The 17,712-nt window shown below is 66.3% G+C and carries 22 protein-coding genes; 5 read left to right on the forward strand and 17 right to left on the reverse strand.

Annotated features, from left to right (window positions below):
• Positions 1–3: 3 nt before the first annotated feature.
• The 8 genes from ACNQVK_RS23950 to ACNQVK_RS23985 form a co-directional block, all read right to left on the reverse strand.
• Positions 4–672 (reverse strand): hypothetical protein, encoded by a 669-nt coding sequence (locus ACNQVK_RS23950; RefSeq protein ID WP_418031507.1) that lies wholly within the window; start codon positions 670–672, stop codon positions 4–6.
• Positions 606–1,442, reverse strand: a complete 837-nt coding sequence (locus tag ACNQVK_RS23955; protein ID WP_418031508.1) for a 4Fe-4S binding protein — start codon at positions 1,440–1,442, stop codon at positions 606–608. The genes ACNQVK_RS23950 and ACNQVK_RS23955 overlap by 67 nt, the downstream gene beginning before the upstream one ends.
• 30 nt (positions 1,443–1,472) lie before the next feature.
• On the reverse strand, positions 1,473–2,288 hold the full coding sequence (locus tag ACNQVK_RS23960; protein WP_418031509.1) for an SDR family NAD(P)-dependent oxidoreductase: 816 nt from the start codon (positions 2,286–2,288) through the stop codon (positions 1,473–1,475).
• On the reverse strand, positions 2,281–3,525 hold the full coding sequence (locus tag ACNQVK_RS23965) for a DUF4873 domain-containing protein (protein ID WP_418031510.1): 1,245 nt from the start codon (positions 3,523–3,525) through the stop codon (positions 2,281–2,283). Before ACNQVK_RS23965 ends, ACNQVK_RS23960 begins: the two co-directional genes overlap by 8 nt.
• Positions 3,526–3,652: 127 nt before the next feature.
• Positions 3,653–4,537: an IS3 family transposase gene (locus tag ACNQVK_RS23970; protein ID WP_082901982.1), complete on the reverse strand. Its 885-nt coding sequence runs from the start codon at positions 4,535–4,537 to the stop codon at positions 3,653–3,655.
• Between the two features lie 5 nt (positions 4,538–4,542).
• The gene (locus ACNQVK_RS23975) at positions 4,543–4,833 is read right to left on the reverse strand and encodes a transposase (protein ID WP_047040760.1); all 291 of its coding nucleotides are present in this window, start codon (positions 4,831–4,833) and stop codon (positions 4,543–4,545) included.
• A gap of 30 nt (positions 4,834–4,863) precedes the next feature.
• Positions 4,864–5,352: a flavin-containing monooxygenase gene (locus ACNQVK_RS23980; protein ID WP_418031511.1), complete on the reverse strand. Its 489-nt coding sequence runs from the start codon at positions 5,350–5,352 to the stop codon at positions 4,864–4,866.
• Positions 5,352–6,266: an AurF N-oxygenase family protein gene (locus tag ACNQVK_RS23985; RefSeq protein WP_418031512.1), complete on the reverse strand. Its 915-nt coding sequence runs from the start codon at positions 6,264–6,266 to the stop codon at positions 5,352–5,354. The genes ACNQVK_RS23980 and ACNQVK_RS23985 overlap by 1 nt, the downstream gene beginning before the upstream one ends.
• 135 nt (positions 6,267–6,401) lie before the next feature.
• Between ACNQVK_RS23985 and ACNQVK_RS23990 the strand changes: the two genes are divergently transcribed.
• Entirely contained in the window at positions 6,402–7,025 is a 624-nt protein-coding gene (locus ACNQVK_RS23990) for a TetR/AcrR family transcriptional regulator (protein ID WP_418031513.1), read from the forward strand.
• A 23-nt stretch (positions 7,026–7,048) separates the two neighbouring features.
• Here ACNQVK_RS23990 and truB read toward each other — a convergent pair whose 3' ends face one another.
• Genes truB through ACNQVK_RS24005 form a run of 3 tightly spaced genes read right to left on the reverse strand, consistent with a single transcriptional unit; the run spans position 7,049 to position 9,569 of the window.
• Positions 7,049–7,942 carry a tRNA pseudouridine(55) synthase TruB gene (gene truB, locus ACNQVK_RS23995; RefSeq protein ID WP_418031514.1) on the reverse strand — a complete coding sequence of 298 codons (894 nt, stop codon included), beginning with the start codon at positions 7,940–7,942 and terminating at the stop codon, positions 7,049–7,051.
• The gene (locus ACNQVK_RS24000; RefSeq protein ID WP_273732248.1) at positions 7,939–8,613 is read right to left on the reverse strand and encodes a 4'-phosphopantetheinyl transferase family protein; all 675 of its coding nucleotides are present in this window, start codon (positions 8,611–8,613) and stop codon (positions 7,939–7,941) included. The genes truB and ACNQVK_RS24000 overlap by 4 nt, the downstream gene beginning before the upstream one ends.
• On the reverse strand, positions 8,610–9,569 hold the full coding sequence (locus ACNQVK_RS24005) for a metallophosphoesterase family protein (protein WP_418031515.1): 960 nt from the start codon (positions 9,567–9,569) through the stop codon (positions 8,610–8,612). The genes ACNQVK_RS24000 and ACNQVK_RS24005 overlap by 4 nt, the downstream gene beginning before the upstream one ends.
• Positions 9,570–9,727: 158 nt before the next feature.
• Between ACNQVK_RS24005 and ACNQVK_RS24010 the strand changes: the two genes are divergently transcribed.
• Together ACNQVK_RS24010 and ACNQVK_RS24015 are read left to right on the forward strand one after the other, a co-directional pair.
• Positions 9,728–10,324 carry a DUF3558 domain-containing protein gene (locus ACNQVK_RS24010; RefSeq protein WP_418031516.1) on the forward strand — a complete coding sequence of 199 codons (597 nt, stop codon included), beginning with the start codon at positions 9,728–9,730 and terminating at the stop codon, positions 10,322–10,324.
• 32 nt (positions 10,325–10,356) lie between these two features.
• A complete protein-coding gene (locus tag ACNQVK_RS24015; RefSeq protein WP_418031517.1) occupies positions 10,357–12,000 on the forward strand; it encodes a CocE/NonD family hydrolase in 1,644 nt (547 codons plus the stop codon).
• On the opposite strand, the gene ACNQVK_RS24020 is transcribed toward ACNQVK_RS24015, so the two are convergent.
• Positions 11,989–12,537, reverse strand: coding sequence for a DUF1802 family protein (locus tag ACNQVK_RS24020; protein ID WP_418031518.1), 549 nt, complete (start codon positions 12,535–12,537; stop codon positions 11,989–11,991). The genes ACNQVK_RS24015 and ACNQVK_RS24020 overlap by 12 nt on opposite strands.
• Positions 12,534–12,800, reverse strand: coding sequence for a DUF2277 domain-containing protein (locus ACNQVK_RS24025; RefSeq protein WP_276129717.1), 267 nt, complete (start codon positions 12,798–12,800; stop codon positions 12,534–12,536). Before ACNQVK_RS24025 ends, ACNQVK_RS24020 begins: the two co-directional genes overlap by 4 nt.
• Positions 12,801–12,844: 44 nt before the next feature.
• Here ACNQVK_RS24025 and ACNQVK_RS24030 point away from each other — a divergent pair, with 44 nt between their 5' ends.
• Positions 12,845–13,600, forward strand: a complete 756-nt coding sequence (locus tag ACNQVK_RS24030) for an enoyl-CoA hydratase (protein WP_418031519.1) — start codon at positions 12,845–12,847, stop codon at positions 13,598–13,600.
• A gap of 109 nt (positions 13,601–13,709) precedes the next feature.
• On the opposite strand, the gene ACNQVK_RS24035 is transcribed toward ACNQVK_RS24030, so the two are convergent.
• Positions 13,710–14,153 carry a MerR family transcriptional regulator gene (locus tag ACNQVK_RS24035; RefSeq protein ID WP_211153945.1) on the reverse strand — a complete coding sequence of 148 codons (444 nt, stop codon included), beginning with the start codon at positions 14,151–14,153 and terminating at the stop codon, positions 13,710–13,712.
• 45 nt (positions 14,154–14,198) lie between these two features.
• Between ACNQVK_RS24035 and ACNQVK_RS24040 the strand changes: the two genes are divergently transcribed.
• Complete coding sequence (locus tag ACNQVK_RS24040) at positions 14,199–14,810, forward strand: class I SAM-dependent methyltransferase (protein ID WP_418031520.1); 612 nt, start codon at positions 14,199–14,201, stop codon at positions 14,808–14,810.
• Between the two features lie 49 nt (positions 14,811–14,859).
• Here ACNQVK_RS24040 and ACNQVK_RS24045 read toward each other — a convergent pair whose 3' ends face one another.
• The 3 genes from ACNQVK_RS24045 to rbfA are packed head-to-tail and all read right to left on the reverse strand — an operon-like array spanning position 14,860 to position 17,697.
• Positions 14,860–16,194: an MATE family efflux transporter gene (locus ACNQVK_RS24045; RefSeq protein WP_418031521.1), complete on the reverse strand. Its 1,335-nt coding sequence runs from the start codon at positions 16,192–16,194 to the stop codon at positions 14,860–14,862.
• A 2-nt stretch (positions 16,195–16,196) separates the two neighbouring features.
• Complete coding sequence (locus tag ACNQVK_RS24050; RefSeq protein WP_418031522.1) at positions 16,197–17,201, reverse strand: DHH family phosphoesterase; 1,005 nt, start codon at positions 17,199–17,201, stop codon at positions 16,197–16,199.
• Positions 17,194–17,697 carry a 30S ribosome-binding factor RbfA gene (gene rbfA / locus ACNQVK_RS24055; protein WP_418031523.1) on the reverse strand — a complete coding sequence of 168 codons (504 nt, stop codon included), beginning with the start codon at positions 17,695–17,697 and terminating at the stop codon, positions 17,194–17,196. Before rbfA ends, ACNQVK_RS24050 begins: the two co-directional genes overlap by 8 nt.
• Between the last annotated feature and the right edge of the window lie 15 nt (positions 17,698–17,712).

The following is a 17,712-nucleotide window of genomic DNA, read 5'->3' on the forward strand; positions in this document are numbered from 1 at the left end:
GCATCACATCGCGGATTGGAGACTTGATGCGGCGAGCTTCCCGGCGCCGGCATCCTCGAGGAGCGCAGACACTGTTTCGTCGGCACAGGTGCGGTTGGTGCCGATCACACCGGTGGGGCCGCGCTTGATCCATCCGACGGTGTAGACGCCGGGCATCGGCTGCCCGGTGGCGGTGTCCAGGACACGTCCTTGCTGGTGCGGAACCGTGTGTCGGTGATCATCGAAGGGGACGCCCGGTATCGCCCTCCCCTGAAAACCAATGGAGTGCAGGATAAGGCCGGCTTCGATCTCATGGAGCGCGCCGGCCGCCGTCTGCAGTTGCAGTCCGCTGACGCGCTGACCGCCCCGGATCGCAGTCGGTGTGGAGTTGAACTGGAAGACGATGCGGGTCCGGGCCCCACTGGCCGGCGTGTGCGCGATCTCGTTCAACAGCTGCATCCCTGGGCTCGACGCGGGACCGCGCGACAGATCAGCGGGATCGACAATGACATCGATGTCCGGCATATGCGTCAGAGCCAGCAGCTCGGGAACTGTGAAGGCAGCGTCCTGCGGATCGTGCCGGCCGATGACGACAACCTCGCGAATCATGCTGTCGCGCAGAGCACTCAGTGCATGCTGGGAAATCGCCGTGTTGCGCAGGGTTTCGGGATCGGCGCCGAGGATCCGGGCCATGTCGAGGGCGACGTTGCCGTTCCCCACGATGACCGCCCGGTCACCGGACAGGTCGGGCCCGAGGTCACGATGATCGGGGTGATCGTTGTACCAGCCCACGAAGGCCGCGGCGGGTACAGAGCCGGCAGCTGGGCACCAGGGATGTCCAGGAGCCGCGGATGAAACGCCCCGGTGGCGTAGATGACTGCCGAATACCGCTGTTGCAGTTCGGTGTGCGAGATGTCGGTGCCGATCTCGATTCCCAGGTGCAGGCCGAAGCGTTGCGACTTCTCCGGGGAGAAATCGAACTGGTCGACGACCGCTTTGGTGGCCGGGTGATCGGGCGCCACTCCATAGCGAGCCAGGCCATGCGGAAATGGGAGTCGATCGAACATGTCCACTCGCACACCTGGGTGATGCAGCAAGGCTTCCGCGCTGTAGAGGCCGGCTGGGCCCGATCCCACAATGGCCACACGCAATGGCTGGGTGACCAGTGGGCGCGGGATAGCGGCTCGTTTGAACGTTGCCGGCGACGGGTGCCGCCGATAGTAATCAGCGTTGATCTGCCGATAGCGCTCGTGTTCGACGCTGAGCTCTTTGCCTGGACGGATTGCTTCAACCGGGCACGCATCGGCGCACGCACCGCAGTCGATGCACGTGCCGGGATCGATGTACAGCATCTCAGCGGCGGCGAAGCCTGGCTCGTCCGGCGACGGGTGAATGCACCCGACCGGGCAGGCCGCCACGCACGACGCGTCGTTGCAACAGTTTTGGGTGATGACGTATGCCACGAGAATCCTTGAGAGATTTGAGAAACCGAATCACGCGCGGAGCAAGCGTGCTGCGGATTCAACTAAAAGGCCGTACTGAGCACCGAACACGCGTGGAAGCACTGCGATGGCGTGGGCGTCGGGCCCGACGAGAATGCGCGCCTGGCTCCGGCGCAGGCCATTGACGATGATGCGGGCTGCCTTGTCAGGCGAGGTCATCGCCACCCGATCGAAGAGCTTCTGCACGCTATCGGGGTGATCACCGATGACCCGGGCCGACCGCGCGATGCCGGTCTTGATTCCGCCCGGCAACACGCAGCTCACCGCTACCGGCGCACCGCTCAGGCGTAGTTCTTGGCGCAGGGACTCGGTGAACCCCCGTACGGCGAACTTCGAGGCGTTGTAGGCCGCGTCCTTTGGTGCGGCGACGAGTCCGAAAACACTTGACACGTTCGCCAATTGCCCATCGCCAGAGGCGATCAGGTGTGGCAGAAACGCCCTACTGCCGTGTACGACACCCCAGAAGTTGATCCGCATGATCCATTCCAGGTCGTCGTCAGCGGTATCGATCACGGGTCCGTGCACGGCCACCCCGGCGTTGTTCACCACCACGTGAATATCACCGAACTTCGCCGCAACGTGACCGGCGTAATCGTAGATCGCGTCACGATCGGCCACATCGAGCACCTCACCGGCAACCGTCGCGCCGCGCGCCGCGCATCGCCGCACCGTCTCGTCGAGGCTGGCGCCGTCGATATCCGACAAGGCAAGGTGGGCTCCACGAGAGGTGAATTCGTCGGCCATCGCTGCGCCGATCCCGCCGCCGGCGCCGGTGATGACAACCGTCTTTCCGCGGTACTCACGCATGGACCGCCGCCTCGATATCTGCGGCGTCGTACATCGGGTACGGCGACGCTCCTTCGCCGACGATCTGACTGCCACCCCACGGGTCGTTGTCGGTCAGCATCGCCGGCACTGCGTCCTCGCCGGGGATACGGAGGTGCACGGGTTGATTCAGGCTCTGGTGCAGACGAATCAGGCCGGACGACTGTTCCAGCCGCCCTGACCAGTGCACCGTGTTGTCCAGGGGTTCGAAGTGGGCGATGATGTGCGCCCGGACCGTGTATTCGTCACCGTTCTCGTCGATCAGGTGCGCGGGGCCATGATAGGCGTCGTCGTTCTCGCGGTCCTCGCGGCGGGTGTATTCGAAGTCGCCGAGGTTGATCGCGCGGGTGGTCCGCCAGTACGAAAGCGTAGAGCCGGGCCAGACCGCCCGGTTCACCCCTTCGCCGTCGAGGTACCAGCTGCGGCATCCTCCGGACGTCCACACCGTCCCTTGTGACGCCCGTTGCAGGATGCGGTTGAACTGTTGCTGCACATGTGACTTCACCTCGACACGCGTCGCCTCGTACGCACGCATCGCCCGCAGGACCGCCGCGATATAGCGTGCCTGGGCCTCGATCATGAACACGATCGACTGATTGCCGACCCCGGTGTTCGGACCCATCAGCATGAAGTAGTTCGGCAGGCCGTGCGTAGCCATACCCAGATAGGCCTGCGGCCCATTGCGCCACAGCTGCTGGACGGTCGTCCCGCCGACACCCACCAGGGTCTGGTCGAGGTACTTGTCGGCGACCTTGAATCCGGTGCCGTAGACGATGACGTCGAGTGCATGGTCGACACCGTCTGCCGTGCGGATCCCCGACGATGTCACCGCCTCGATCGGCTGGGTCACCAAGGATACGTTGGCGCGTTGCAGGGCCGGATAGAACTGGTTGTCCATGACCATTCGCTTGCAGCCGATTTCGTAGTCCGGCGTCAGCTGCGCCCGCAGTCGCGAGTCGCGAACCTGCCGGCGCAGATGCGCTTTGGCCAATGACCTGACGGCCGGCATGTACTTCGGTTGCAGGAAGACCCCGATGAGCGCCTCGTGGCTGAAGTAGATTCCGGCGCGCATCAGTCTGCGCAGCCCGGGAATGGCGCGGTAGGCACCTCGCTCAAGACGCGTTATCGGCCGGTCGAGCTTGGGCAGAACCCAGCTGGGAGTGCGTTGGAACACATCCACGTGTGCCGCCTGCTCGGCCACGCGCGGAATGAACTGCACTGCCGACGCTCCCGTCCCGATGACGGCGATGCGTTTTCCGGCCAGGTCCAGCGAGTGGTCCCATCGTGCGGAGTGAAACGTCTGAGGTGTGTCAAGGATGTGAGACAGTCGGGTAGTTTCTTTTCGGTCAGGCAGCAGCGGGAAGCGGCTGGTTTCTGGTTGTGAAGTTGGCCATTGCTGTCGCGGGCGGCAGACCCTCGTTGTTGGTGTGAGGGCGCCAGCGGTTGTAGAACACTTCGATGTAGCGCATGGTCGCCCGTCTGGCGTCCTGGCGGGTGGTGAAGCTGTGGTGATGGTAGAACTCGTTTTTCAGGGATGAGAACAGCGATTCTGCGACTGCATTGTCCCAGCACACCCCGGTGGCGCCCATGGATTGGCGGATCTTGTTTCCTGCGCACCAGGCGCCCATTTCCCGGGAGGTGTACTGCGTTCCGTGGTCGCTGTGAAAAATGGCGTTGGGGCTCAGGTGGCCGCTGTCCCTGGCCATCGTCAGGGCTCCGGTAACCAACGAGGCGCGCATGTGCTCAGCCATGGCCCAGCCGACGACCATGCGGGTGCACAGGTCAATGACAGTGGCCAAATACAGCCACCCTTCGCCGGTGCGCAGGTAGGTAATATCGCCCACCAGACGCGTTCCAGGGGCTTCTGCAGTGAAGTCCCGGCCGATGAGGTCCTCGAAGACTTTATCCGGATCCGAGGCGATCGTGGTGCGCTTGAACGCTCTCATCCGCTTTGCCGCCCACCCGTTTTCGGCCATGATCCCCGCGACAGTGCCCACCGAAACCTCGATGCCGGCGGCGGCAAGTTTCGCATGGACCATGCGGTGCCCGAAGATCCCGTCGGAGGAATCGAAGACGGTCTTCACCTGATCCGTCAGTTCCCGGCGGCGCAGCGCAGTCGGGGTGTCGCCGGCGTCCAGCCGCCGGTAATACGTCGCCCGTGGGAGACCAAGCTGGCGGCACATCCAGGCCACCGGGAAGTCGGCGTTCTTCTCCTGAACAACTCGGTACAAGTCCTCTACCGTTGTTCTTTGGCGAAGAACGCCGAAACTTTTTTCAGGAAATCGTTCTCCCTCTCCAGCTCACGCATCCGTGCTTCCAACGCCTTGTATTTCGCAGGATCCACCGGATCATCCGGTTTCCCCCCACCGCCTGGTTGCCCCTCACGGGACACCCGCACCCAGCGTTTCAACGCGGTGACGGAAATGCCGAGCTCCGGAGCGACAGAAGCCGGCGAACGGCCAGATGAAACCACGAGCTCAACGGCATCAGCCTTGAACTCATCGGAATAGGTAGGTCGAGCAGACATGAGCACAATCCTTTCAAACTGTGTCTCACATCAGTAGTACACCTCAGTCGAACCCTCGAACTCATCAGTGCCCGGAAGATCCGGGATGTTCGGGATGTGCAACGGTCCCGTGCCGGCAACAACAACACCGGCGGTGAACGACTCTCCACTGGCGGTGGTGACGGTCCACTGATCGGTGTCGTCGTCGAAGACCTCCGAAACGACCTCGGTGCCAAAACGGATGCTGCGCCGCAGATCATGGGACTCGGTCACGTCGCGCAGGTAGTCCAGAATCTCGGGCTGACGCGCATACCCACGCGTCCAATCCGTTTTCGGGGCGAACGAGAACGAGTACATGTGCGACATCACATCGCAGGCAGCGCCGGGGTAGGTGTTCTCCCGCCAGGTGCCACCGACGTCGTCGCCCTTCTCAAGCACCACAAAGTTGTCGATACCGTTCTGCCGCAGCGTGATCGCGGTACACAGGCCGGCGAATCCCGCGCCGATCACGACGACGTCGTAGGTGGGTTCAATCGCCATCACAGGAACCCGAACCGTCTCCACAGATACCGCGACACCGGGTTGATCAGGCCGTTGTCGTTCATGAAGCGGTAGTAGCTCTCGAAGCCCTCACGCTTACGGGCGTTGACCGCCTCGTTGGCCCGGGCCTGACGCATGGCCTCTTTGACGTCCAGGCCGCAGCGTTCGTAGACCCGCTTGTCATAGGTGAGGCGTCGCAGGATGAATCCCGCTGCACCATTCACGGTGGCGGCGAACTGGCGCTCCCACCACGCCGCGCGCTGAATCCGCCGGCGCACTCCTTCGCGCGCATAACGGATGTGCCGGGCCTCTTCGGTGACGTGGATCCGCATCACCTGCGCGATGATCGGCTGCAAATCGGGATGCCGGCAGTACTTGCGCTGGATGTCGTCGATGAACTCCTCACCGGACAACGCAGCCACCCACAGCATCAGCCCGCGGTAGAAGAAGGGGAACAGCTGCACGGTCATCGCCTCGATCGTTGACAACCGGTAAGGCAGCGCGCCGATCGCAGACACCGTCTTGCTGAACATGATCATGTGCCGGGTCTCGTCGCCGATCTCGGTGAGTGAGTAGTGCACGTGCCGCGAGGTCGGGTCCTGATGCAGCATCGCGCGGAGCAGGCCCTGGTTCAGCGTGTTCTCGAACCACACGGCACGGGACAGGGTGTTCGCAACTTCCTGCCGCGACAGCTCCACGCGCTCACGATGAGACATATTGTCCCACAAGGGAGTTCCGTATAGCGAGATCGTCTCCGGCGGCATGTAGAACAGGTCGGGATCCTGGGGCGCATCCCAGTCCACGTCCAGCAGCGAGTTGTACGAACGCCGCAGAGAACCACCGATCAGGCGTTCTGCCACGTCCTCGCGCTGCGCCGCATTGGCGGCTCGATCAATCATGGGTTCCGCGGTCATCGTCATCCTCCTGAGGGATTGCCGGCGACGGCCGAGCTGCCCCTCGTCGCGGAGCGGTCGGCCACGTGGCGGTAAAAGTAGATGGTTTTTGTCTTTTTGTCTACTTTTTGGAACGTTCGACTACGCTTTCATCACATGAGGTCCACGTCGGGTGTCGTTGCCGCCGTGGCAGGTCGTGCCAAAAAGCCGAGCGCCCGTACTCGCATCCTCGAATCGGTGATCTCCTGGGCCGCCGAAACCGGCCTCCGGAAGCTGTCCATGGACGAGGTCGCTCGGCGCGCACACGTCGGACGAGCCACGCTGTACAAGCACTTTCCGCGCCGCGACGCCCTGATCGACGCAGTCGTCAAGACCGAACTGGAGAACTTCTTCGCCGAGGTTCAAACGACCGTCGAAAAGTACGAGGACCCCGAGGAACGCCTCATACACGGCTTCGCGCAGGCCTACCGATTGCTGAGCGGTCACCCCGCCGTATCACCGATCCTGACGTTGAATCCGGAGCTGTTCGTTCCGTATGTCATCGCCAAAGACAGCTACGCGCTGAACCTGGGACGGACCTTCGTGATGTCCTTCACCCCCAGCGACGAGCTTCCCCCCGAGCAGCGTGAGCGTTTCGCCGAGCATGTGGCGCGCGCCTTTCACACCTTGATCCTGATCCCGTCGAGCGTGCTGGGCCTCGACGATCCAGACGGGCCGGAGAACTACGCCCGCGACTTCCTGATTCCGGTCCGGAATCACCTGCGCGACAGCGGAAAGTAAACCGGTCGCCGTTCGGGCAGGCGCTACAACGTCGCCGGACGCAGGACCACGACACTCTTGGTGCGCGACGAGCCGTCCTGCAGCAGTGCGATGACCCGGCCGTCGGGTGCGGTGGCGGCATAGATCCCGTCGATGCCGGCCGGGGTCAGCGCCCGCCCGTGCCGAGTGTCCTCGGTTTCCTCCGCGCTCAGGTCGCGCCGCGGAAAACCGACCAGGCAGGCCTCGTCGAGTGAATAGCTCAGCCGCGCCTGCTCGGAAAGGTCGTCCAGGGTACGCGCCTCGTCCAGCCCATAGCGGCCAACCTTGGTGCGGCGCAAGGCCGTCAGATGTCCACCGACGCCCAGTGCCACACCCACATCGCGGGCCAGGGCGCGGATGTAGGTGCCCGAGGAGCAGTCCACATCGACGTCCACATCGACGAATTCGTCCACCCGCCGGACCGCGAGGACCTCGAACCGGCCGATGCGCACGGGCCGGGCCGCCAGCTCGACCGTCTGCCCTTCGCGGGCCAGCTTGTAGGCCCGTTGTCCGTCGACCTTGATGGCGCTCACCGCCGACGGCACCTGTTCGATGTCGCCGCGCAGTGCCGCGACCGCGTCCTCGATCTGATCGTCGGTGACATGGGCGGCAGAAACCGTCTGCAGCACTTCACCTTCGGCGTCCTCGGTGGACGTGGTCTGGCCGAGCCGGATTGTCGCGGCATAGGACTTGTCGGTGGCGGTCAGAAGGCCGAGGATCTTGGTGGCGCGCTCGATCCCGATCACCAGCACGCCGGTCGCCATCGGGTCGAGGGTGCCGGCGTGGCCGACCTTGCGGGTGCCGAACAGCCGACGGCACCGCCCGACCACGTCATGGCTGGTCATCCCGGCCGGCTTGTCGACGATCACCAGGCCGGGCTCTGGAACCGGTCGGCTCACAACACGATCGCCGTCAACGTCACGCCGTCGCGCACCGACCAGCGGCCGTCCAGGGCGGTCAGCGGCGGCCCGTGTTCGGCGGCCGGGTCGATGAGGATCTGGGACCGGAACGTTCCGGCCGCGCCGGTCCCGTCGACCCCGAACGTGATGTGGGCATCCTCGAACCCCAGCCAGCGGTGCGTCAGCGGGTACCAGGCCTTGTAGGTGGCCTCCTTGGCGCAGAACAGGATTCGGTCCCAGTGCAGGCCATCCGGCAGCCCGCCGAGCTCGGAACGCTCCAACGGCAGCGAGATGGCGCCCAGAACTCCGTCGGGCAGCACGTCGTGCGGTTCGGCGTCGATGCCGACCGACCTCACCCCTCCGACGCGGCCGACCACGGCACCCCGAAAGCCCTGACAGTGCGTCAGGCTACCGACGATGCCATCGGGCCAGCACGGTTCGCCCTTGTCCCCCTTGAGTATCGGCACCGGGCCCACGCCGAGCTCGCCCAGCGCCTGGCGGGCGCAGTAGCGCACCGTGGTGAACTCGTTGCGCCGCTTGGCCACCGCGCGGGCCACCAGCGCCGCCTCCTCTGGCAGCGCCGTCAGGCCCGGCGGGTCGTCGTACATCTCGGCCGCGGCGAGCTTGTCCGGCATGTCGGGCAGCACCTGCCCCAGCAGCGTGTCGCTCATGAGCGCCTCGCCTTGATCCGCTCCTGCATCTGCTGGGCATGGGCGCGCATCTCGGCCGTGATCTGGAAGTGTCCGCCGAACTCGTTGAGATAGCCGGGTGTGTAGTTGGGGTCCGGCAGGATTTGGCGCAGCCACCGGAAGGGCTTTCGGCGGCGCCACTCCCGCGGATAACCGACCGACACTTCTTCGAAGCGCACATCGTCGTACCAGGTGGTGCGTGGAATGTGCAGGTGGCCGTATACCGAGCAGATCGCGTTGTACCGGGTGTGCCAGTCCTTGGTGGCGGTCGTGCCGCACCACAGCGAGAACTCGGGATAGAACATCGCGTCACAGGGTTCACGGACAAGCGGGAAATGATTGACCAGAACCGTCGGGTCCATCCAGTCCATGGCTTCGAGTCGCTTGCGGGTGGCCGCCACGCGGTCACGGCACCATGCGTCACGCGTCGCGTAGGGCTCGCTGGACAACAGGAACTCGTCGGTGCCGACGACGTTGCGGTCCCGGGCGATGGCCAGCCCCTCGGCCTTGTTCGAGGCTCCCTCGGGCAGGAACGTGTAGTCGTAGAGCAGGAACATCGGCACGATCGTCGCCGGGCCACCTTGTTCGGTCCAGACCGGGAACGGGTGCTCGGGGGTGATGACACCCATCTGGTCGCACATGTCGACCAGGTAGTCGTAACGGGCCCGGCCGAAGATCTGCATCGGGTCCTTGTTGGTGGTCCACAGCTCATGGTTGCCCGGAACCCAGATGACTTTCGCGAACCGCTTGCGCAGCAGGTCCAAGGCCCACCGGATCTCGTCGGTGCGCTCCCCGACGTCACCGGCGACGATCAGCCAATCGTCCGGCGAGGCCGGGTACAGGGACTCGGTGACCGGCTTGTTCCCGGTGTGTCCGGTATGTAGATCGCTGATCGCCCACAGAATCGGCTGCCGGTCCCTCGACTCGTGATCAATCACAGTTGCACCACCACAACGGACCAGCCTAACCGGGCGGCGGCGCCGCAGGCCGTTGACAACTAGAACAGGTTCTCGTTTATGGTCGAGTCCATTGCAACCGACCGCTACACTCCCCGCAAGCCGGGGAACGTTTTGCCACCAAACTACGAGGGGGTGTGATGGCCGCCAAGTGGCGTCTGCTGTCGGCATCGACAGGCATGGTTGCGGCGCTGGTATCGGCGGTGATCGTGGGGTGGCAGTCCGGCCCCACCGAGGTCGCGGGTGCCGGCCCGCTGCACCTCGATGCCACAGACCTCCCGATGACCAACGTGTCGACGACGATCAAGTGGCCGGTCATCGAGACCACGGACCCGTCGCCGTTCGATCCGTGCAACGACATCCCGTTCGACGTGGTCCAGCGGATCGGCCTGGCCTTCACCCCGCCGGAGCCCGAGGACAGCCTGCGGTGCCACTACGACGCCGGTGACTACCAGATGGCGGTCGAGGCATTCGTCTGGCGCACCTACGAGCAGACCATCCCAGCCGACGCGGTCGAACTGGACATCGACGGGCACCGGGCCGCGCAGTACTGGATCATGAAGCCCACCGACTGGAACGACCGGTGGTGGATCACCTGCATGGTGGCGTTCAAGACTAGCTACGGCGTCATCCAGCAGTCGCTGTTCTACTCGCCCGTCCACTCCCCGGACCGGCCGGACTGCCTGCAGATCAACCTGCAGCGAGCCCACGAACTGGCGCCGTACTACAAGTTCTGAGAGTTGCCGCGACCGATCCGTAGCCTGGCTGGGTGAGCACATTGGGCCGGTACGCCGGCAAGGCCGTCAGCAGGATCCTGGGGCTACCGCCGCACGAGACCGACTTCACCGTGCAGCACGGGCTGAGGGTGCCGATGCGCGACGGAGTCGAACTGGTCGCCGACCACTACGCGCCCGTCACCGACCGTCCCGCGGGCACGCTGCTGGTGCGCGGACCGTACGGCCGCCGCTTCCCGTTCTCGCCGGTGTTCGCGCAGGTGTATGCGGCCCGCGGTTATCACGTGGTGTTGCAGAGTGTCCGCGGCACCTTCGGCTCTGGCGGTCAGTTCACCCCGATGGTGCACGAAATGGCCGATGGCGCCGACACCGTGACCTGGTTGCGGAACCAGCCCTGGTTCACCGGATCGTTCGCCACGGTGGGGCTGTCCTACCTCGGTTTCACCCAGTGGGCGCTGCTGGTCGATCCGCCGCCGGAGATGAAGGCGGCCGTCATCACCGTGGGCCCGCATGATTTCAGCGAATCAGCCTGGGGCACCGGCGCGTTCACTCTGAACGACTTTCTGGGCTGGAGCGCGATGGTGGCCCGCCAGGAGGAGCCCGGCCTGGTGCAGGCTCTGAACCGGCAACTGCGGGGTCCCGCGGAACTGGCCAAGGCGACCGCCGGCCTGCCGATGGGCGCGGCAGGCCGCCGGCTACTCGGCGACGGCGCCCCGTGGTACGAATCCTGGCTGGAACACCCCGAACGCGACGATCCGTTCTGGGACCGGCTGCGATTCCACGAGGCCCTGCAGCACGTAGAGCTGCCCATCTTGCTGCTGAGCGGGTGGCAGGACCTGTTCCTGAACCAGACGCTGGAGCAGTACGAGCAGCTGCATCGACGCGGCGTCCCGGTGGCGCTGACGGTCGGGCCGTGGACGCATACGCAGCTGATGACCAAGGGACTCACCACCGTGGTCGGCGAATCGCTGGACTGGCTCGGTGCGCACCTGGCCGGCGACGGCGAGACCAACCGCAGCACCATACGGATCCACGTCAACGGCCACGGCTGGGTGGAGCTGGCCGACTGGCCCCCGGTCATGCCCGAACACGAGTTGTTCCTGCAGCCGGCGGGGCGCCTCGGCGAGACGCCGCCGCCGGAATCCGCGCCGCCGTCTGAATTCACCTACCACCCCGCCGACCCCACCCCCACGGTCGGCGGACGACTGCTGGCCGCGACGGGCGGTTACCGCGACGACACCCGGCTGGCGCGGCGCAGCGATGTGCTGACGTTCACCGGCGACCCGCTTGCGGCCGATCTGTACGTGGCCGGCAACCCGGTCGTCGAGCTGGCGCACAGCTGCGACAACCCACATCACGACATCTTCGTCCGGATCAGCGAGGTGGACGCAAAGGGCAGGTCCCGCAACGTATCCGACGCTTTCCGTCGATTGAACGGCCACACCGGGCCGGTTCGCCTCGAGCTCGATGCCGTCGCACACCACTTCCGGGCAGGGTCGCGGATCCGACTGCTGATCGCCGGTGGTTCGCATCCGCGGTTCGCCCGCAATCTGGGCACCGCCGAGCCGCCGATCTCCGGTTCCAAGCTGGTCCGGGCGACCCATACCGTGCATCACGGCCAGGGTGGGATGTCGCGGCTGGTGCTGCCCGCCGGCCCGGTGCCGCCGTCAGCCGACTGAGGTTCGCACCCGCTCGGCGACGTCGCGCAGCATCGCGTCGTCGTGCACCGGTGGCCCCCAGTCCGCCTGGACCGGCAGGTCTACCCAGCTCTTGCACCCGGCGAATTCGGGTGTGCGGGCCAGCCGGATCGGCGTGCGCAGCGGGCTGACCTGGACGACCAGGACGGTCAATCGGTGCTTGGGGCGGAAATCGAGCCGGTCGGCCTGCACCGATTCGGCGGTCCAGATGTGCAGATCGGCGAGTTCATCGATGGACTCCGGGCGGTTGACCTCCACTGCAGCGACAACTTTCGCCCCGGCCCGAATGACCACAGCGTCCTCGGTGCTGTCTTGGGCGGCGGCGTCGAGCAGGTCTGCGTGTTGTGGCCGCACCCGTTCGGCATGGCTGTGCGCGATGGTCGGGAACAGGATGAACTCGGGTGCGGCCACCGAGAACCGCTTCTCGTGGATACCGCCCTTGCGCAGCAGCACGGTCTGGCGGCCGTCGAGCAACGCGTGCACGGCCGCGCTCCACTCCTTGAGGGAGGGTTGGGTCACTGTGCGGCCAGCCGGGCCCGGACCTCTGGACGGCGCAGCGGCGGAACGGTCTTGGGCGGCTGCCTGCGGGGGGCCAGGCCATCGAGTAGTCGCGTCGTCGTCGCGGTGACCTCGGCGACCGCGGCCTCGAACGCCTCGACATTGGCGCCGGTGGGCCGGGTGATACCACTGACCTTGCGAACGTACTGGCGAGCTGCGGCCTCGATCTCTTCGTCGCTGGCGGCGGGTTCCAGCCCGCGCAGCTCGGTGATGTTGCGGCACATGACACCACGATAGGCCGCCGATCACGGCACGATAGATTGATCCAATGAGTGATGACGTACTGCTGATCGACACCACCGACCGCGTCCGGACCCTGACCCTGAACCGGCCTCAATCCCGCAACGCCCTGTCGTCGCGGCTGCGCACCGAGTTCTACCGGGCGTTGCGTGACGCTCAGACCGACGACAGCGTCGACGTCGTCATCCTCACCGGCGCCGATCCGGTGTTCTGCGCCGGCCTGGATCTCAAAGAACTGGGCGACACCACCGAACTTCCCGACATCTCGCCCAAGTGGCCGGCCATGTCCAAACCGGTGATCGGCGCCATCAACGGCGCCGCGGTCACCGGGGGCCTGGAACTGGCGCTGTACTGCGACATCCTGATCGCCTCGGAGCAGGCCAAGTTCGCCGACACCCACGCCCGGGTGGGCCTGCTGCCGACCTGGGGCCTGAGCGTACGACTGCCGCAGAAGGTCGGGGTGGGCCTGGCGCGGCGGATGAGCCTCACCGGCGACTACCTCTCGGCCGCCGAGGCCCTGCGCGCCGGCCTGGTCACCGAGGTGGTCCCCCACGACGAGCTGCTGCCCGCCGCCCGCCGGGTGGCCGCCTCGATCGTCGCCAACAATCAGGCCGCGGTCCGAGCCCTGCTCGCGTCCTATCACCGCATCGACGCGTCCCAGACCGACCAGGGTCTCTGGATCGAAGCGGCCTCGGCGCGCGAATGGATGGCGACGGCCACCGGCGACGACATCGCGGCCAGCCGCAGCTCCGTCATCGAGCGGGGACGCGCGCAGGTGCGCTGACGCTGCTGCCCCCTCACACCGCGAGCGACCGTGTCTGTACGGCAAGGCCCGGCGTGTCGCGTACCTCTGCGGCCGCTCGCGCGGCAGGGGAGGCAGAGGAGGCGCAGGATCAGTCGACGAGCCACCCCGTTCCCGCCTTGCCGGTGGCGAGTTCCTCGACACTCATCCCGTCGACCAGCCGGTCGAGCGCGCCGATCATCGTGTCGCATTCGCGCGCGGGATGCTCTTTCGGGCAACGCAACGCATGCGTCAAAAACTGTTGCGCCCCTTGGGCTTGCGCGATCACCCGATCCAGCGCGGCGATCTGCTCGCGCACTGTCGCGCGCCACTGCTCACTCGGCGCATCGAGCACCGCGGCCGCGGTGTCGAGCGGAAGACCCAACCGGTTCACAATCTTGAGCAATGCGAGCCGGCGAAGCTCCTCGGGCCCGTACATGCGCTTGCCGGCCTGCCTTAGCCGTGGGGACACCAGCCCACGTTCGTCGTAGTACCGCAACGCCGACGGGCTCATCTGCAGCCTCGCAGCGGCCTCGCCGATCGGGATCACGTCCATGCCGCCATTTGACTTCAACCCACCTTGAACCGGCAAGGTCTACCCATGGACGCCGCGCGTGCGATCAATCACCATGCCGACCACCCCGGCTTCTCGGGCGTCACCGGGGTGTTGTGCGGGCTGGTCTTTCTCTTGGTGGGCCGGAAGAAGGCCCGGTTGGCCGCCGATACCGCGCGGGTCTCCCCCGCGGACCACGTCGTCGATGTTGGTTGCGGGCCGGGTACCGCTGCCCGGGTGGCCGCCCGCCGCGGTGCGCGAGTGACGGGCGTCGACCCAGCGTCGACCATGCTGCGCATCGCGCGCCTGGTCACGCCGAAACGCGCACCCATCACCTGGAGCGTGGGCACCGCCGAAGTCCTGCCGGTGTCTGACGGATCGGCGACGGTGGTGTGGGCACTGGCCACGGTCCACCATTGGCAGGACGTCGACAAAGCGGTCGCCGAGGCACGCCGGGTGCTGGCGCCCGGCGGACGGTTGATCGCGATCGAGCGTCAATCACCGCCCGACGCCACGGGATTGGCCAGCCACGGCTGGACGCGGCCGCAGGCCGAATCGTTTGCGACGCTGTGCCGCGACACCGGATTCGACGACGTATCGGTGGCCGAGCGTGGCAGCGGCAAGGGGTCCGTCTGGGTGGTCAGCGGTACGCGAAGGTGAACGACGGCCCCGTGAGCGACCGCGTTTGTACAGAGAACAGCGGGTGCAACTAGGCGGTCCCCGGCACCAGCCAGCGACCGGAGAACGCGCGCCAGCCGACGAAGATCAGCCGCAGCACCATGAACGTGCTCAGGCCGGACCAGATGCCGAACAGGCCCCAGCCGTAGAGCAACGACAACCAGATCAGCGGCAGGAAGCCGACCAGCGCACTCGTCAGGGTGGCGTTGCGCATGAACTTCGCGTCACCCGCACCCAGCAGCACGCCGTCGAGCGCGAAGACGATGCCCGCCACGGGCAATTGGGCCACCATGAACCACCACGGCACTCCGATGGCGGCCAACACCGATCGGTCGTCGGTGAACACCGACGGCATCACCGACGAACCGGCGGCGAACACGACGGCCAGCACCACCCCGGCCAAGGTGGAGAACAGTGTCACCCGCCAGGCCACGCTCTTGGCATGCGCGAGCTGACCCGCACCCAGCGCCGCACCCACCAGTGACTGTGCGGCAATGGCGAGTGAATCCAGCACCAGGGCAAGGAAACTCCACACCTGTAGGACGACCTGATGCGCCGCGACGGAGGCGGCACCGAATCGCGCTGCCACCGCCCCCGCGGACAGGAAACAGGCTTGGAACGCCATCGATCGCAGCAGCAGGTCGCGGCCCATGGTCAGCTGTGCCCGGAGCACCGCGGGCCGCACACCCAGCGCAACCTTCTCGATCACCAGGGCACGCAGAAACAGCAGCGCCGCCACCCACTGCCCCACGACGTTCGCCACCGCCGAACCGTCCAGCTCCAACCGGGGCAGGCCCAGCCAGCCGTACACGAGCAACGGGCACAGCACCGCCGACACCGCAAACCCGAACACCACGTAGTGCAGGGGGCGCGCGGTGTCCTGCACGCCGCGCATCCAGCCGTTGCCGGCCAGCGAGACCAGGATCGCCGGGGCGGCCAGGATCGCGATGCGCAGCCACGGCAACGCGGCGCCCGCGATATCGGAATGTCCGGCGATCGCCCCGAGCAGCGGCACCGCCGCTGCCTGCACGACCGCGATGATGAGCAGCCCCAGCCCCAGCGCCAGCCAGGTGGCCTGCACGCCCTCGCCTACCGCGGCCTTCCGGTCACCGGCCCCGAACAGCCGGGCCGAGCGCGAGGTGGTGCCGTAGGACAAGAACGTCCCCTGCGAATTGACCAGGCCGAGGATCAGGCCGCCTATGGCCAGCCCGGCCAGGCTGAGCGCACCGAGGCGTCCGACGATCGCGATGTCGAACAGCAGGTAGATGGGCTCGGCCGCCAGGACGCCCAGGGCCGGGATCGCCAGACCGGCGATGCGGCGAGTGGTGGCGGGAGTGACCGGAATGTCGCCTTCCGGCTCAACCATGGCTAGGCAAGAGCCTGAGCAAGCGCCTGAACGACATCATCGGCGGGGCCCGCCGCGGAGTACCCGGCCGCGTGTGGATGACCGCCGCCCCCGAACGAGCTGGCGACCGTCGCCAGATTGAGCGACTTTGCCCGCATGGAAACCGACCAGTGTTCGGGTTCGATCTCTTTGAACACCGCGGCGACCTCTGCCTGCTGGGTGGTGCGCACGATGTCGACGATGCTCTCCACTTCCTCGGGCCGGGCGTTGGACCATTCGTCATGCGGCACAACGGCATACACGAGCCCACGGCCACCGACAGCCTCCGGCAGCAGCCGGGCCGAAGCCAGCACACGTGACAGCATCGGCAGCCACGCAAACGGGTGGGTGTCGAGCAGCGCGCGGCTGATCGAGGCGTTGTCCACCCCGAGTTCGACCAACCGGGCCGCCAACCGGTGTGCCCGGGCAGTGGCCCAGCGGAACGAACCGGTGTCGGTGGTCAACCCGGCGTACAGGCAGTGCGCCACCCGCTTGTCGATGGGCTTGTCCCAGGCGTCGAGGAGTTCGGCCACCAGCATCGTGGTGGAGTCCGCCGTCGGATCGACGTAGTTGGCGGTGCCGAACAGTTGATTGGACGCATGGTGGTCGATGACCAGCACCTCGCGACCGTTCTCGGCCAGTTCACTCAGTGCGCCGAGCCGGTTGACGCTCGGAATGTCCACTGTGACAACCAGATCCGCGTCATCCCGGATCGCGCTGGGCGCGACCATCAGATGTCCGCCCGGCAGGGTCTGCAACGACTCGGGCAGCTGGTCGGGAGTCGCGAAGGCTACCTCGACCTGCTTGCCCGCGTCGTCGAGCACCTGCGCGAGCGCCAGCCCGGCGCCGATGGTGTCGGCATCGGGATAGACGTGGCACACGACGCTGATGCTCGCCGCTTCCGACAGGAGGTCGGCTGCCGCACGCGCGTCGACACGCAGACCGGAAGGGCGCCCGTTGGGAGCCCCCGAATGAGCAGTATCAGTCATCCGTTCGATCGCGGTCACCGGCATCCTCTGTGTCTGCCCCGTCGGCAAGCCCGTCCATGTCCTCCGCCCCGCTCACACGGTACGGGTCTTCGTCGCCGGCGTGCTTGGCACCCTGCCGAACTTTCGCCAAATCCTCGTCGGCAGCCCGCGCCCGGGCCAGCAGCTCCTCCATCCGGTGCGCCGCATCGGGCACGGTGTCGCGGACGAACGCCAGGGTCGGGGTGAATCGCACCCCGGTCCCGGCGCCCACCTTGGTCCGCAATACGCCCTTGGCGCTCTCCAGCGCCGCCGCCACACCGGCATAATCCGGTTCCTCATCGAGACTGGTCCCGATGACCGTGTAGTACAGCGTGGCGTCGTGCAGGTCACCGGTCATCTTGGCGTCGGTGATCGTCACGCCGTTCAGACGCGGGTCCTTGATCTCGTACTCGATCGCCGAGGCGACGATGGTGGAGATCCGTTTGGCGAGCCGCTTGGCCCGTGCGGGATCAGCCATGTCGTTTTCTCTTCG

The sequence above is a fragment of the Mycobacterium sp. 134 genome (assembly GCF_048282715.1).
Taxonomy (GTDB): Bacteria; Actinomycetota; Actinomycetes; order Mycobacteriales; family Mycobacteriaceae; genus Mycobacterium; species Mycobacterium septicum.

Excerpts from the sequence above, each read along its gene's own strand:
- ACNQVK_RS23980 (WP_418031511.1), bottom strand. The coding sequence starts at position 5,352 with ATGGCGATTGAACCCACCTACGACGTCGTCGTGATCGGCGCGGGATTC.
- ACNQVK_RS24045 (WP_418031521.1), bottom strand. The coding sequence starts at position 16,194 with ATGGTTGAGCCGGAAGGCGACATTCCGGTCACTCCCGCCACCACTCGC.
- ACNQVK_RS24050 (WP_418031522.1), bottom strand. The coding sequence starts at position 17,201 with ATGACTGATACTGCTCATTCGGGGGCTCCCAACGGGCGCCCTTCCGGT.
- ACNQVK_RS24030 (WP_418031519.1), top strand. The coding sequence starts at position 12,845 with ATGAGTGATGACGTACTGCTGATCGACACCACCGACCGCGTCCGGACC.
- ACNQVK_RS24035 (WP_211153945.1), bottom strand. The coding sequence starts at position 14,153 with ATGGACGTGATCCCGATCGGCGAGGCCGCTGCGAGGCTGCAGATGAGC.
- ACNQVK_RS24025 (WP_276129717.1), bottom strand. The coding sequence starts at position 12,800 with ATGTGCCGCAACATCACCGAGCTGCGCGGGCTGGAACCCGCCGCCAGC.
- rbfA (WP_418031523.1), bottom strand. The coding sequence starts at position 17,697 with ATGGCTGATCCCGCACGGGCCAAGCGGCTCGCCAAACGGATCTCCACC.
- ACNQVK_RS24040 (WP_418031520.1), top strand. The coding sequence starts at position 14,199 with ATGGACGCCGCGCGTGCGATCAATCACCATGCCGACCACCCCGGCTTC.
- ACNQVK_RS23960 (WP_418031509.1), bottom strand. The coding sequence starts at position 2,288 with ATGCGTGAGTACCGCGGAAAGACGGTTGTCATCACCGGCGCCGGCGGC.
- ACNQVK_RS24000 (WP_273732248.1), bottom strand. The coding sequence starts at position 8,613 with ATGAGCGACACGCTGCTGGGGCAGGTGCTGCCCGACATGCCGGACAAG.
- ACNQVK_RS24010 (WP_418031516.1), top strand. The coding sequence starts at position 9,728 with ATGGCCGCCAAGTGGCGTCTGCTGTCGGCATCGACAGGCATGGTTGCG.
- ACNQVK_RS23950 (WP_418031507.1), bottom strand. The coding sequence starts at position 672 with ATGGCCCGGATCCTCGGCGCCGATCCCGAAACCCTGCGCAACACGGCG.
- ACNQVK_RS23975 (WP_047040760.1), bottom strand. The coding sequence starts at position 4,833 with ATGTCTGCTCGACCTACCTATTCCGATGAGTTCAAGGCTGATGCCGTT.
- ACNQVK_RS23985 (WP_418031512.1), bottom strand. The coding sequence starts at position 6,266 with ATGACCGCGGAACCCATGATTGATCGAGCCGCCAATGCGGCGCAGCGC.
- ACNQVK_RS23990 (WP_418031513.1), top strand. The coding sequence starts at position 6,402 with ATGAGGTCCACGTCGGGTGTCGTTGCCGCCGTGGCAGGTCGTGCCAAA.